Origin of the sequence: Acinetobacter sp. V2, from assembly GCF_001188385.1 — a bacterium.
Taxonomy (GTDB): domain Bacteria; phylum Pseudomonadota; class Gammaproteobacteria; order Pseudomonadales; family Moraxellaceae; genus Acinetobacter; species Acinetobacter oleivorans.
This window is the reverse complement of record NZ_JZFB01000005.1, coordinates 161,849-175,892: the sequence shown is the minus strand read 5'-3', so window position 1 is coordinate 175,892 and position 14,044 is coordinate 161,849. Positions and strand designations below refer to the sequence as shown.

Annotated in this window: 13 protein-coding genes; 5 read left to right on the top strand and 8 right to left on the bottom strand. The window is 39.1% G+C overall.

Going from position 1 to position 14,044, the window contains the following annotated elements; translation table 11 throughout:
• From UC75_RS21980 to UC75_RS15435, 3 genes are all read left to right on the top strand, one after another.
• The coding region (locus UC75_RS21980; RefSeq protein ID WP_228137432.1) for a hypothetical protein at window positions 1-69 on the top strand (69 nt) is incomplete at its 5' end.
• Window positions 70-234: 165 nt separating this feature from the next.
• Window positions 235-1,878 carry a nitrite/sulfite reductase gene (locus UC75_RS15440; protein ID WP_004789205.1) on the top strand — a complete coding sequence of 548 codons (1,644 nt, stop codon included), beginning with the start codon at window positions 235-237 and terminating at the stop codon, window positions 1,876-1,878.
• On the top strand, window positions 1,871-2,359 hold the full coding sequence (locus tag UC75_RS15435; protein WP_049838094.1) for a DUF934 domain-containing protein: 489 nt from the start codon (window positions 1,871-1,873) through the stop codon (window positions 2,357-2,359). Before UC75_RS15440 ends, UC75_RS15435 begins: the two co-directional genes overlap by 8 nt.
• A 50-nt stretch (window positions 2,360-2,409) precedes the next feature.
• Here the strand turns inward: UC75_RS15435 and UC75_RS15430 are convergent, their stop codons facing one another.
• The 3 genes from UC75_RS15430 to UC75_RS15420 all read right to left on the bottom strand — a co-directional run bounded on the left by UC75_RS15430 (window position 2,410) and on the right by UC75_RS15420 (window position 4,783).
• Window positions 2,410-2,853, bottom strand: coding sequence for a VOC family protein (locus UC75_RS15430; protein WP_009389331.1), 444 nt, complete (start codon window positions 2,851-2,853; stop codon window positions 2,410-2,412).
• A gap of 130 nt (window positions 2,854-2,983) precedes the next feature.
• Window positions 2,984-4,159 (bottom strand): thiolase family protein, encoded by a 1,176-nt coding sequence (locus tag UC75_RS15425; protein ID WP_049838093.1) that lies wholly within the window; start codon window positions 4,157-4,159, stop codon window positions 2,984-2,986.
• A 108-nt stretch (window positions 4,160-4,267) separates the two neighbouring features.
• Window positions 4,268-4,783, bottom strand: coding sequence for a GspH/FimT family pseudopilin (locus UC75_RS15420; RefSeq protein ID WP_049838092.1), 516 nt, complete (start codon window positions 4,781-4,783; stop codon window positions 4,268-4,270).
• Window positions 4,784-5,162: 379 nt separating this feature from the next.
• On the opposite strand from UC75_RS15420, the gene omp38 reads away from it, so the two are divergent.
• Entirely contained in the window at window positions 5,163-6,221 is a 1,059-nt protein-coding gene (omp38, locus tag UC75_RS15415) for an outer membrane protein Omp38 (RefSeq protein ID WP_049838091.1), read from the top strand.
• 123 nt (window positions 6,222-6,344) lie between these two features.
• Here the strand turns inward: omp38 and UC75_RS19185 are convergent, their stop codons facing one another.
• The 5 genes from UC75_RS19185 to UC75_RS15395 all read right to left on the bottom strand — a co-directional run bounded on the left by UC75_RS19185 (window position 6,345) and on the right by UC75_RS15395 (window position 11,896).
• Window positions 6,345-6,503, bottom strand: coding sequence for a hypothetical protein (locus UC75_RS19185; RefSeq protein ID WP_005309734.1), 159 nt, complete (start codon window positions 6,501-6,503; stop codon window positions 6,345-6,347).
• 3 nt (window positions 6,504-6,506) lie between these two features.
• Window positions 6,507-7,712 (bottom strand): RtcB family protein, encoded by a 1,206-nt coding sequence (locus tag UC75_RS15410; protein ID WP_049838090.1) that lies wholly within the window; start codon window positions 7,710-7,712, stop codon window positions 6,507-6,509.
• Window positions 7,713-7,978: 266 nt separating this feature from the next.
• Complete coding sequence (locus tag UC75_RS15405) at window positions 7,979-9,439, bottom strand: amino acid permease (RefSeq protein ID WP_004789223.1); 1,461 nt, start codon at window positions 9,437-9,439, stop codon at window positions 7,979-7,981.
• A gap of 21 nt (window positions 9,440-9,460) precedes the next feature.
• Window positions 9,461-10,474 (bottom strand): methyltransferase, encoded by a 1,014-nt coding sequence (locus UC75_RS15400; RefSeq protein WP_013196891.1) that lies wholly within the window; start codon window positions 10,472-10,474, stop codon window positions 9,461-9,463.
• A 63-nt stretch (window positions 10,475-10,537) separates the two neighbouring features.
• Window positions 10,538-11,896 (bottom strand): uracil-xanthine permease family protein, encoded by a 1,359-nt coding sequence (locus UC75_RS15395; protein ID WP_049838089.1) that lies wholly within the window; start codon window positions 11,894-11,896, stop codon window positions 10,538-10,540.
• A gap of 177 nt (window positions 11,897-12,073) precedes the next feature.
• Here UC75_RS15395 and typA point away from each other — a divergent pair, with 177 nt between their 5' ends.
• Window positions 12,074-13,903, top strand: a complete 1,830-nt coding sequence (gene typA / locus UC75_RS15390) for a translational GTPase TypA (RefSeq protein WP_004789229.1) — start codon at window positions 12,074-12,076, stop codon at window positions 13,901-13,903.
• Window positions 13,904-14,044: the final 141 nt, after the last annotated feature.

The following is a 14,044-nucleotide window of genomic DNA, read 5'->3' as shown; positions in this document are numbered from 1 at the left end:
GGTCATGGTTCATTTGGTACAAAAATGGGCGATTATTTAGTGGCCTATGCCTTACCAGATAACAAATAAAAAGCTTTTATAGAAAGGGCCTGGATTTATCCGGGCTTTTTTATGTCGATTTATATTAAAGCTTATCAATAAAACCGTTATTAAATATGCAAAAAAAGCATTTTATTGATGAATGAAAGCTCGCTATGCTATCCGCCTTAATAATGAATCTACTAGCCATACGCCATGTATTTATATACCGATTTCGACCAGCAGCTGGTTAATGAACGAGTTGCTCAGTTCCGTGATCAGACTGAACGCTATTTAGCTGGCAAACTTTCTGAAGATGAATATCGTCCGTTACGTTTGCAAAATGGTTTATATGTGCAACGCTATGCGCCTATGCTGCGTATTGCTGTGCCGTATGGCTTAATGAATTCTAAGCAATTACGTAAAGTTGCTGAAGTTTCAACTGCTTATGACCGTGGTTATGCACACGTATCTACACGTCAAAACATCCAGTTGAACTGGCCTGCACTTGAAGATGTGCCAGATATTTTGGCTGAACTTGCAACTGTACAAATGCATGCCATTCAAACCAGTGGTAACTGTATTCGTAACACAACAACTGACCAATATGCAGGTGTAGTTGCTGGTGAAATTGCAGACCCACGTCCAACATGTGAATTGATTCGTCAGTGGAGTACATTCCACCCAGAATTTGCATTCTTGCCACGTAAGTTCAAAATCGCTGTTTCTGCACTTGAAGAAAAAGATCGTGCGGCAACTGCATTCCACGATATTGGTGTCTATATCGTGCGTAATGAAGCGGGCGAAATCGGCTATAAAATTATGGCTGGTGGTGGTTTAGGCCGTACTCCAATCATTGGTAGCGTTATTCGTGAGTTTTTACCACGTGAAGATTTAATTGCTTATTTAGAAGCGGTTCTACGTGTTTATAACTTGCATGGCCGTCGTGATAATAAATACAAAGCGCGTATTAAAATTCTAGTTAAAGCATTAACTCCTGAAGTGTTTGCTCAGAAAGTTGAAGCTGAATTTGAACATACACGTGAAGCATTGAAAATTCAGCCAGAAATCTTGAAAAAACTGGATGAAGAATTCACCCCGTTTGATTATCAAGATTTAGCCGATGAAGACTTTACCGCTTTATTTGCTGAGCATCCAAAATTCAAACAGTGGTTCAATATCAATACGCATGCGCATAAAGTGAAGGGCTATCGTATTGTTACGATTTCTCTAAAACGTGCAGGTATCGCACCGGGTGATATGACCACTGAAGAAATGAACTTTATTGCAGATCTTGCTGATAAATATACTTTCGGTGAACTTCGCACGACTCACGAACAAAACATTGCTTTGGCAGATGTCCCTCAAAAAGACTTGTTCGATGTATGGCAAGCGCTTGAGCAACAAAATATGGCACGTGCACATATTGGTTTTATTACCGATATTATTAGTTGCCCGGGCGGTGATTTCTGTTCACTTGCAAATGCGAAATCAATTCCAATTGCTGAAGCAATTACACGTCGTTTTGATGACTTAGATAAAGTTTATGATCTTGGTCATTTAGATCTAAATATTTCTGGTTGTATGAATGCTTGTGGTCATCACCACGTAGGTAACATCGGTATTTTAGGTGTAGATAAGAAAGGCGCTGAATTCTACCAAATTACATTAGGTGGTAATTCTGACCATGATGCATCAATCGGTGACATCTTAGGGCCATCATTTGCAGCAGATGCTGTGCCAGATGTAATCGAAGAAGTATTAAATACTTACCTTGATTTGCGTACGGAAGGTGAGCGTTTTGTTGATACATATCGCCGTGTAGGAATTCAACCATTTAAGGAGCGTGCATATGCTTAATACAGCTCTACCAGTGCTTTATAAAGATGGCACGATTGCAGATAATACTTATCAAATCATTGCTGAAGATGGTGTAGTTCCTCAAGGTGATGTTGTGGTAACAACGGCTCAACTTGATCAATTAGTTAATGTTCAAGGCAAAAAAGCTTTGTATGTGACGGTAAATGACTCCCCTGAAAATCATACTTTCCCATTAAATGAACTTGATGCAATTTTTATTGAGTTTGCAGGTTTCGGTGATGGCCGAGGTTACTCATTTGCAGCACTATTACGCCGCCAAGGTTTCCAAGGTGAGTTACGTGCAACAGGTGATGTGTTTAAGGATGTTTTAAACTACTTAAAGCGTTCTGGTTTTGATAGCTTTGTAGTAAAAGAAGGCAAAGACGTACAAGAAGCTGCGGCAGGTTTGCAAGACTTTACCAATCCGTATCAAGCTTCAACTGGTGTGCCAGAAGCGAGTTATCAAACAGGTGCTCAATAAATCCTGAAATAAAAAATCCCGCAATTTGCGGGATTTTTTTATATTGAAAATTATGTATCAAGTTGGCAGTTAACCATCCACTTTATACCAAATTGATCGGTAAACGCTCCGTATAATGCACCCCAGAAGGTTTTTTCTAGAGGCATTTCAATTTGACCGTTAACAGACAACGCATCAAAAAGTTGTTTAGCCTTTTCTTGCTCGTCCTTTTCAAGGTTAATTGCGATGTAGTGATTATTGCCTTGGGTAAAAACACTGTTAGGCGCACAGAACTGATCATTTGTATCTGATGCCATGAGTACAGTGTATTCATTGATAGGTAGAGAAACGTGAAGAACCAGATTTTTGTTCGCTTCAGATAATGTCACACCTTCTGACGGTGGCATATCACCATAGCGACTCAACATGGCGAACTCGCCACCAAAAACTGATTTATAAAAATTAAAGGCTTGCTCTGCCTGACCTTGGAAATTGAGATAGTGATTGAGTTGCATTGTTATTGTCCATTGTTGTTTTCGTTTAAAAGAATAAGTTAAAACTTAAAAGTGATTTTGTGGGTCTTTTTTTGTAGTTTTTTCATAAAAAAATCCCACCGAAGTGGGATTTTAAAATAGTTAATTTTAATTAAATAAGTTCAATCGCAACGGCTGTTGCTTCACCACCGCCAATACAAAGTGCTGCAATACCTTTTTTACCGCCAGTACGTTTCAGTGCATGAATCAGTGTAAGAATAATACGAGAACCTGTAGAACCTACTGGATGACCTAATGCACAAGCACCACCATTAATATTGACTTTTTCAGCATCAAGTTTGAAATCATCAATTGGGCACATGGTAACCATGGCAAAAGCTTCGTTAATTTCCCACAGGTCAACATCTTGAGCATTCCAGCCCGCTTTTTTAAGAACTTTTTCAATAGCGCCAACAGGAGCAATTGTAAATTCTGAAGGATGCTGAGAGTTTGAAGCTGTTGCAATAATTTTTGCCAGAGGCTGTAAACCACGTTGAGTAGCAACCTCACTTGAAGTTAATACTAATGCAGATGCACCATCTGAAATAGAGCTTGCGTTTGCTGCGGTAATTGTACCGTCTTTTGCAAAAGCTGGTTTAAGTGAAGGAATTTTGTCGATCTTTGCATTTAAAGGTTGTTCATCTTGATCAACAACGACATCGCCTTTGCGACTAGGTACGGTAACCGAAACAATTTCATCTTTGAAATAGCCTTCGGTAATTGCTGTTTGAGCACGTTTCAAAGAGCGGATTGCAAAGTCATCCATTTGCTCGCGTGTATAGCCACGAGTATTTGCCATATCTTGAGCAAAAGAACCCATTAGACGACCAGTTTCAGCATCTTCAAGTCCATCAAGAAACATATGATCTTTAATTTCACCATGGCCCATACGATAGCCGGCACGTGCTTTTGGTAAAACATAAGGTGCATTTGTCATAGACTCCATGCCGCCGGCAACAACAATTTCAGCACTGCCTGCTTTAATCATGTCGGTTGCTTGCATCACGGCTTTCATGCCAGAGCCACAAAGCTTATTAATCGTCACAGCACCTGTAGAATCAGGTAAGCCAGCTTTGCGCATTGCTTGACGAGCAGGGCCTTGTTTTAAGCCTGCAGGAAGAACACAACCCATAATGACTTCTTCGACATCAGTAGGTTGTAAACCTGCTCGTGCGATTGCTTCTTTGATCGTTACAGCACCTAGTTCAGGCGCTGTAAGTCCTGATAGTGATCCTTGAAAACCACCCATAGCAGTACGAGCACCATTAACAATTACGATATCAGTCATTGTTGTAATCTCCGATTGTTCTTTATCTCAAATTAAGAAAACATTAAAACTTAAGCAGTATATTGCAAAATGGGGTATGGCTTGGATTCTGTATTAGACTGTAGAGTTCTAACAATTTTGAAGTTCTTCTAAGCGTACATGCCCCATTTTGCTGAGAACTAATTTAACGTTTTTAAGCTGACTATAAGAACAATAAGTAAAACTGCCGTTAGACTCACGTGGAAGTCCAGTATCTCCCTGAAATACGATACTATTTAATTTTTTGCCGAATTTTTGAAATTTCAAAGAGCCATAACGATGATTAAGTTCAATATTGGTTAATATTTCTTCATCGCTTTCTCTTTGTAGATTATGATTTGTGTCTACAAAGCTTATAAGCCTTGTATCCCAATTACTATTACATATAGACAAATCAACACTTGGGCAAAGTACGACACTCTTATGTCGTAGAATTGCGTCGTATTTGGCTTTTTGTATATGAATTGTGAGTAGTTGAGGCGTGTTTTTTAATTCCATTGAAGCCATAAATTGGTGGTATAAAGGAAGGGCTAGGGTGAACATAATCATAAGAATTGCGAGCGTTATAGTGAGTTCCATCAATGTGAAACCGGGAGATTTAAACATTAAAATTCCTTAATATATAAAGAAATATTTTGATTTTATGCGTTCTATCAATGATTTATATGACTTTTTATAATGAGGAAACACAAAATTAAATAAAGGTTATCAGGACGCTAGAATACTGGTAAAATCACCCTAAGCGAAAGAAAGAAGTTGTTCATATTTGCTAGTTGAGTAAAAAATTACCGAATTACAACGGAAATTGTAAGTAATTTTGTCAATAATTTACTTGATTAAAATTATCAAGCACTTGGAAAGTCTATCAAGTGTTTGTATGATTCAAATGTGAATAGCTTAAAAATAATACTGGGGTGAAAATATCTCAGGGGCCAATAAATTTAGGCTGAGCTTGAACAACAATTGTTATCTCTGGAGGATATCCATGAAATTGAGTCGTATTGCACTTGCTATGCTTGTTGCTGCTCCATTAGCTGCTGCTAATGCTGGCGTAACTGTTACACCATTATTGCTTGGTTACACTTTCCAAGACAGCCAACACAACAATGGCGGTGACAAAGGTGAGTTAACTAACGGACCTGAACTACAAGACGATTTATTCGTTGGTGCAGCTCTTGGTATTGAGTTAACTCCATGGTTAGGTTTCGAAGCTGAATATAACCAAGTTAAAGGTGATGTAGACGGTCTTGCTGCTGGCGCTGAATACAAACAAAAACAAATCAACGGTAACTTCTATGTTACTTCTGATTTAATCACTAAAAACTATGACAGCAAAATCAAGCCATACGTATTGTTAGGTGCTGGTCACTACAAATACGAAATTCCTGACCTTTCTTATCATAACGATGAAGAAGGTACTTTAGGTAATGCTGGTTTTGGTGCTTTCTGGCGCTTAAACGATGCTTTATCTCTTCGTACAGAAGCTCGTGGTACTTATAACTTTGACGAAAAATTCTGGAACTATACAGCTCTTGCTGGTTTAAACGTAGTTCTTGGTGGTCACTTGAAGCCTGCTGCTCCTGTAGTAGAAGTTGCTCCAGTTGAACCAACTCCAGTTGCTCCACAACCACAAGAGTTAACTGAAGACCTTAACATGGAACTTCGTGTGTTCTTTGATACTAACAAATCAAACATCAAAGACCAATACAAGCCAGAAATCGCTAAAGTTGCTGAGAAGTTAACTGAATACCCTAACGCTACTGCACGTATCGAAGGTCACACAGATAACACTGGTCCACGTAAGTTAAACGAACGTTTATCTTTAGCTCGTGCTAACTCTGTTAAATCAGCTCTTGTAAACGAATACAACGTTGATGCATCTCGTTTGTCTACTCAAGGTTTCGCTTGGGATCAACCGATTGCTGACAACAAAACTAAAGAAGGTCGTGCTATGAACCGTCGTGTATTCGCGACAATCACTGGTAGCCGTACTGTAGTTGTTCAACCTGGTCAAGAAGCGGCAGCTCCTGCAGCAGCTCAATAATTTGAGTTCTTGAACAGTAAAAAAGCGACTCGTTAGAGTCGCTTTTTTTATTGAGATTTTTAAAATATTTAGTCATTTTATGTCTCCTTAATAATAATTACTTTCGATCTTGGTCTAAATTATTTACCAATCACCTTTTCTCAATTGCTGTTTAGCATCTTGTCTATCTCTACGATGTTGAGCACGAGGTTTCTCCGTTTCATGCATTCCACCTTTGTGAAGTAAAGGGGAAAGAGCCACTTGATTACGGACTTTGATTTTTGGCATTTCTTTAATTTTCATGTTTTAACCTTTAATACATAAAACTTGTTTAAGTGTGTGAACAACTTCAATGAGGTCAGCCTGATTTGCCATGACTTCATCAATATCTTTATAAGCACTTGGGATTTCATCAACAACACCACTATCTTTACGGCATTCAATACCTTGGGTTTGTTCAATAAGATCTTGCTGGTTAAAAAGATTTTTTGCCTTGCTTCGACTCATCTTGCGACCTGCTCCATGAGAGCAAGAACAAAATGATTCAGGGTTTGCTTTACCTCTGACGATATAAGAGCGTGTTCCCATTGAACCTGGAATAATGCCTAATTCATCTAAGCCTGCTCGAATTGCACCTTTTCGGGTAATCAATAAACTTTCACCGAAATGTGTTTCACGGCTTACATAATTATGATGACAATTAATAGCCTCTTTGGTCATTTGAAAAGAGGGTAGAAGGGAGCGAATCGCTTCTAAAATTAAACGCATCATTTCTTTGCGATTTTCAAAAGCATATTCTTGAGCCCACTCTACAGCGTCTACATAATCATCAAAGCTGTTTGAGCCTTCGGCAAAATAACTTAAGTCTTTATCCGGTACGTGACCAAAACGATGCTGAGCTTCTTTCTTGGCTAATTCAATAAAATAAGTACCAATAACGTTACCCAGCCCTCTGCTACCTGAATGTAGCATCACCCATACGTCTTGATTTTCATCAATACATAATTCGATAAAGTGATTGCCACCACCTAAAGTACCAAGTTGCTTTTGCCATGTTGCATCAAATTGTCGAAGCATTCGAACAAGTCCAGGATGCTTTTTGATAATGGGCTCTAAGCGTTTTTCAAGTGGAATAATGCTAGAAGCTTTTGCTTTAACTTGTTTATGCAAAGCAAATCCGACTGGTACTTTACGTTCGATTGCATCACGTAAACGACTTAAGTTATCAGGCAATTGTGAGGCCTTCAGGCTTAAGCGAATTGCATTCATTCCACAGCCAATATCTACACCTACAGCAGCTGGGATAATGGCATGTTTAGTTGGAATAACACTGCCTACAGTCGCGCCTTTTCCTACGTGAACATCTGGCATAACAGCAATATGTGAGTAGATAAATTGCAGTTGAGCCATTTTCTTGAGTTGTTCGATACTTTCACTATCTATATCTTGAGTGAAAATTTTAACGGGAACACCGTAAAGTGCTTCCTCATTTAATATTTTTTGTATGCCCATAATTTTTCTCTTATTTTTGTCCGAGCAGGCATAAAAAAACCTAGCGAATGCTAGGTCTTAAATTTGAGCATTCGGACAAGTGAAGTGAATTTGTACACTTGTCCGTGAGCTGACATCGTGCCAAATTATTTAATCTGTTTTACCTTGTAGTGTTGGCATGATGTCCTCCTTATTTAAAAGCGCCGTTGAAAATCTGAACGGCATTTTACGCTTTTTTAATCAAAGATCAAGCTTTTGATCTTTGATTTACTTTTAATTACCGATTCTTAGTCTTGCTCTGGCTTCACATTCATTTGATCATAAGCGATCAGTTTAGTTTTATTTTTCCACTTATAGCCTAACCAAATAATTAAGAATAATGGCAAACTAATATAGGTTGAAAGTAGGCCTAACCAGTCAATTTTTCCACCTAAAATGGCTTGATAGTTCTGCCCTAAGATGATGATTGAACAAAGAATAAAGGCAAACCAAGGGGCAAATGGGAAAAATTTGGCACGGTAAGCTAAATCTTCTAATTTATATCCTTGAGCAATATAGCCTTTACGGAAACGATAGTGTGAAATAGCAATGCCCAGCCAGACAATGAAACCACACATTCCTGACATATTCAGTAGCCAGTTAAAGACTTGTTTTTCACCAATAAAGGTTGTCAAGAAACAAAAAGCGGCGATAAATGTGGTGGCATATAGTGCATTCATTGGAACGCCACGACCATCAAGTTTTGCAAACCACTTTGGTGCACGACCTTCCTGAGCCATTTTAAATAACATGCGAGTTGATGAATACATGCCTGAGTTACCTGCTGACAAAATAGCAGTAAGAATGACAGCATTCATTAAACCAGCTGCAAAAGCAAAGCCAACTCTTTCATAGAGCAATGTAAACGGAGAAAGTGCAACATTTTCAGTGGTAGCAGCTTGTAATAAATTTGGGTCATCATAGGCAATTAGCGTGCCGATAATGAAGATACATAAGATATAAAATAATAAGATTCGCCAGAAAATCTGTTTGATTGCAAGTGGAATGGTTTTCTTTGGATCTTTAGATTCACCAGCAGCAACCCCCACCATTTCAGTCCCTTGGAAGGAGAATCCGGCAATCATTGCTACACCGATCATGGCCTGTAAACCACCAACAAAAGGTGCTTCTTTATAGGTCCAGTTTCCAAAAGCTGCGACACCTGGCGTTAGCATAATCTTAATGATCATGGCTAAGCCAATGATAATAAAGGCAACGATTGCGATCACTTTTACCATTGAGAACCAGAATTCGCTTTCGCCGAATCCTTTTACTGTCATGGCATTGATTGCAAAAATTACGATGAGGAACAGAGCACTCCAGTAAAAGCCTGGTATATCAGGGAACCAGAACTTCATAATAAACTGAACTGCAACAAGTTCGAATGCAACTGTAATTGCCCAGTTATACCAATAGTTCCAACCTAAAGCGAAGCCAAAGCCTTCTTCGACATAACGACTACCATATGTAAAAAAAGCTCCAGAAGTTGGATTATGGGTTGCAAGTTCACCTAAACTGGTCATTAAGAAGTAAATCATAATACCAATAAGAGAATAGGCGAGTAGTGCTCCACCTGGGCCAGCATTTGCAATGGTCGATCCAGAAGCAAGAAAGAGGCCTGTACCAATGGAACCACCAATGGCGATCATATTCAGATGACGAGCCCCAAGCTTACGCTGGAGTTTTTCAGGAGCATGTGTTTCGCTCATGGAGATTCCTTACATAGTTTGTTATGCACAGGCATATAACACCTTAAAGCCTTGAAGATCAGTTTTAATCTGGCACTGACCAAAGTGCTTCTCAATTAAGATCGGATAGTTTAAAAAACGGTTTGCTACAATCCATAGCTCACCTGATGCCTTTAAATGTTTTTTAGCGTTTTGGCAGAGTCCTTCACTTGCATCATAGTTGGTATGAATACCTTGATGGAAAGGAGGATTACTGACAATGGCATCGAGTTCTGTTGGAGCGTCTGCAATACCTATGACAGGCTGCAATCTCAACTGGTCTGAACCTATTCCATTTCGACTAAAAGTCATTTCCGTTGACCGTAAAGCGAAAGCATCAATATCTAGGGCATGAATAATATTACTTGAATTTATTTTTGCCAAATAGCAACTGATAATTCCAGCACCACACCCGAAGTCGGCAATTCTACCTGATTTCACCTGATTAAGATAAGGGAGTAAAACAGCAGTTCCGACATCTAGATGATTTTGGCTAAAAACACCGGGAAGGGCACAAATCGTAAGCTCTTGTTCATTAACCTGAACAGTATAGGTTTTAAGCCATTTTTCTAGAGGTTTAATCTGTTCTGTTTTCTCAATCTTTAAGTGCCATAGTTGACAGTGACGTGCACTATCAAGTTTTAGTACTTTGCCAAAGCTTTGTAATTGTTTGGCTGCTCTTTCTACGCCACCTTTTTTTTCACCGACTAAAAAAACCGATTGATTGGTTTTAAGATGGCTCATCACTACATGTAATATGTAATTTAAGAGTTCTTTAGATTTTGGAACAAAAATAATTGCTTGGTCGAATTCTTGTGAGGGAAACTCAACTGAGAAGTGAGCTTTTGTTCCACTATTTATAAATCCTTGATAGTCGGCATGGTTCCATGTCCAGACTGACGCATCAGTTCCAGCTGGTAATTGACTGACTAAGGCATCATTCGGTGCATTAATTAACAAGATACTACCTTTCAAATAGTCTTGCTGTCTTAATACCACTTCACTTCTAGGATCCATGTACATCTCTCATGAAGAAGAATGCCCAGTGGGAGCTGGGCAGTAATCAAAATTAAAAGTTAGTTATTTATGCGTTTCAGGAAGCACAACATTTAAAATTAATGCGGCTATACCACCTGTTGCCACGCCAGAGCTAAAAATATTTTTAAACAATTCTGGAAGATGCTCTAAAATTTGAGGAACTTGAGCAACACCCAAACCTAATGCAAGTGAGATGGCAATAATTAATAATGCTCGGCGATCAAGGTGAATAGATGAAAGAATATTAATGCCTGATGCAGCCACGGCACCGAACATAACCATAACAGCGCCGCCTAAAACTGCTTGAGGAACTGCTTGTATAACACCAGCTACCGCAGGAAATAGACCTAATAAAATAAGTAATCCAGCAATCCAGATACCTACATAGCGGCTAGCTACCCCAGTGAGTTGAATTACACCATTATTTTGAGCGAAAACAGAACTTGGGAAAGTATTAAATAATCCAGCGAGTAAAGAGTTTGCACCATTTACTAATACACCACCTTTAATACGTTTCATCCATTCAGGACCATTGACAGGTTGGTTAGAAAGTTTACTGGTTGCTGTCACATCTCCAATGGCTTCTAAAGAGGTCACCAAATAAATGAATGCCATTGGAATGAATAAGCCCCATGAGAAGCTCAAACCAAAGTGCATTGGTGTTGGAATTTGTACGAGGGGTGCATCTTTAATACTAGAGAAATCTAGATGTCCCATAAATCCAGCAAGAATGTAACCAATCACTAGCGCGATTAAAATAGCTGAGCTTTTAATCCAAACCACTCGAATACGATTTAGAACGATAATAATGGCAAGTACGGTACATGACATAATAAGGTTGTCTGCACTTGCAAAAGTATGATCTTGCATGGCTTGGTAGCCACCACCCATACTAATCAAGCCTTCTTTAATAAGCGTTAAGCCAATTAATAAAACAACAATACCTGTCACCAAAGGAGTAATTAGTCTTTTTACCCATGGAAGAATTTGCGAAACACCCATTTCAATAAAGGAGCCAGCAATTACTACACCGAAAATTGCAGCCATGACTTGGTTGACTGGTGTTCCTGCAGCCACCATTGCACTACCAATACCAATAATAGGACCAATAAAGTTAAAGCTTGTGCCTTGAACAATCAGAAGACCAGCACCAAACGGACCAACTTTTTTACATTGTAAAAATGTAGCAATACCCGAAATCACCAAAGACATGGATAAAATCATGTTAGTTTCGGTGCGTGAAACGCCTAAAGCTAAGCAAATTAAAAGGCCAGGTGTAACAATTGGTACAATAATCGCAAGCAAATGCTGGAAAGCTGCTAAAAAAGCGATCAAAGGTTTTGGTCTATCATTTAAACCATAAACAAGGTCTAAATGGTCTTGAGAGTGTTGATTGGACATGGGTGTAGGTCTGCCGCAATTTTGCAAAGTGGCGCTATTCTAATCGAGATAACTATCTTTACAAAACGAAATACAGGCTATTGGAAATTTTTTTTGTCAATGTCAATAAACTGTCACTACTAAAATCTATAATTTTTCTGTATAATTTGCCCTCAAGTTTCAGGCTTATCGAATTCTATGTCAGATATCAAAAATCTCCGCAATATTGCAATTATTGCCCACGTCGACCACGGGAAAACCACACTTGTCGATAAATTACTTCAACAATCAGGTGCTCTTGGTGATCGCGCTGGTGAGATTGAGCGTGTCATGGATTCGGGCGCTATTGAAAGTGAACGTGGTATTACCATTCTTGCAAAGAACACTGCAATTAAATGGACCGATGCTCGTACGAATACTGAATACCGTATTAATATCGTTGACACCCCGGGACACGCCGACTTCGGTGGTGAAGTTGAACGTGTAATGTCGATGGTTGACTGTGTATTGTTATTAGTTGACTCTCAAGAAGGTCCAATGCCACAAACTCGCTTTGTAACTCAAAAAGCGTTTGCTCGTGGTTTAAAACCAATCGTAATTATCAACAAAGTTGACAAGCCAAGCGCGCGTCCAGACTGGGTTATTGACCAAGTGTTTGACTTGTTCGACAACCTTGGCGGTTCTGACGAACAGCTAGACTTCCCAGTTGTTTATGCATCTGGCTTACGTGGTGTTGCTGGTCCTTCTCCAGAAGAATTGGCTGACGACATGACGCCATTATTCCAAACAATCGTTGACATTGTTGAACCACCAGCAGTTGATGCTGATGGTCCATTCCAAATGCAGATCTCTTCACTTGACTATAACAGCTTCGTAGGTGTTATCGGTGTTGGTCGTATTCAACGTGGTTCAATTGGTTTAAATACACCTGTAACTGTCATTGATAAAGACGGTAAGACACGTAACGGCCGTATCTTAAAAATTATGGGTTACCACGGTCTAGAGCGTGTTGATGTTGATTCTGCTCAAGCAGGCGATATCGTATGTATTACAGGTATTGATGAACTTCATATTTCTGACACGATTTGTGATCCGAAAAATGTTGAAGCTTTACCACCATTGTCTGTAGATGAACCTACAGTAACAATGACTTTCCAAGTAAACAACTCGCCGTTTGCAGGAAAAGAAGGTAAATTCGTTACTTCACGTAACATCCGTGAACGTTTAGACCGCGAATTAATTCACAACGTAGCATTACGTGTAGAAGACACTGACAGTCCAGACCGTTTTAAAGTATCTGGTCGTGGTGAACTTCACCTTTCAGTTTTAATTGAAAACATGCGTCGCGAAGGTTTCGAAATGGGCGTATCTCGTCCACAAGTAATCTTGAAAGAAGTTGACGGTGAAAAACAAGAACCTTACGAAAACGTTACATTTGACGTTGAAGAACAGCACCAAGGTTCTGTAATGGAACAAATGGGTAACCGTAAAGGTGAAATGACAAATATGGAAGTTGACGGTAAAGGCCGTATCCGTATTGAAGCAACTGTACCTTCACGTGGCTTAATTGGTTTCCGTTCAGAATTCTTGACTATGACTTCTGGTACAGGAATCATGACTTCAAGCTTCTCTCACTACGGTCCGATGAAACAAGGTACTGTTGCGAAGCGTCAAAACGGTGTGTTGATTTCTATGGTTCAAGGTACTTGCCTTGGCTATGCATTGTTCAGCTTGCAAGACCGTGGTCGTCTATTCGCTAAACCACAGTTAGAAGTTTACGAAGGTATGATCGTAGGGATTAACTCACGTTCAGACGATATGGTGGTTAACCCAACTAAAGCTAAACAGTTAACTAACGTACGTGCTTCTGGTACAGATGATGCTTTAACTTTAGTACCTGCAATTGAATATACGCTTGAACAAGCGCTTGAGTTCATTGAAGATGATGAATTAGTTGAAGTAACACCTAAGTCAATCCGTATCCGTAAGCGCTGGTTGACTGAAAACGAACGTAAGCGTAACAAATAAGTTATTCTTATCTTCGGATGATAAAAACCGCTGATTTCGATCAGCGGTTTTTTTAATCGTTCTATTTAAAATTAAACTAAGCTTAAAATCATATTTTTCTTATCAGAGAATATGTTGTTAAAGTGTGAGATAGTTTTCTTT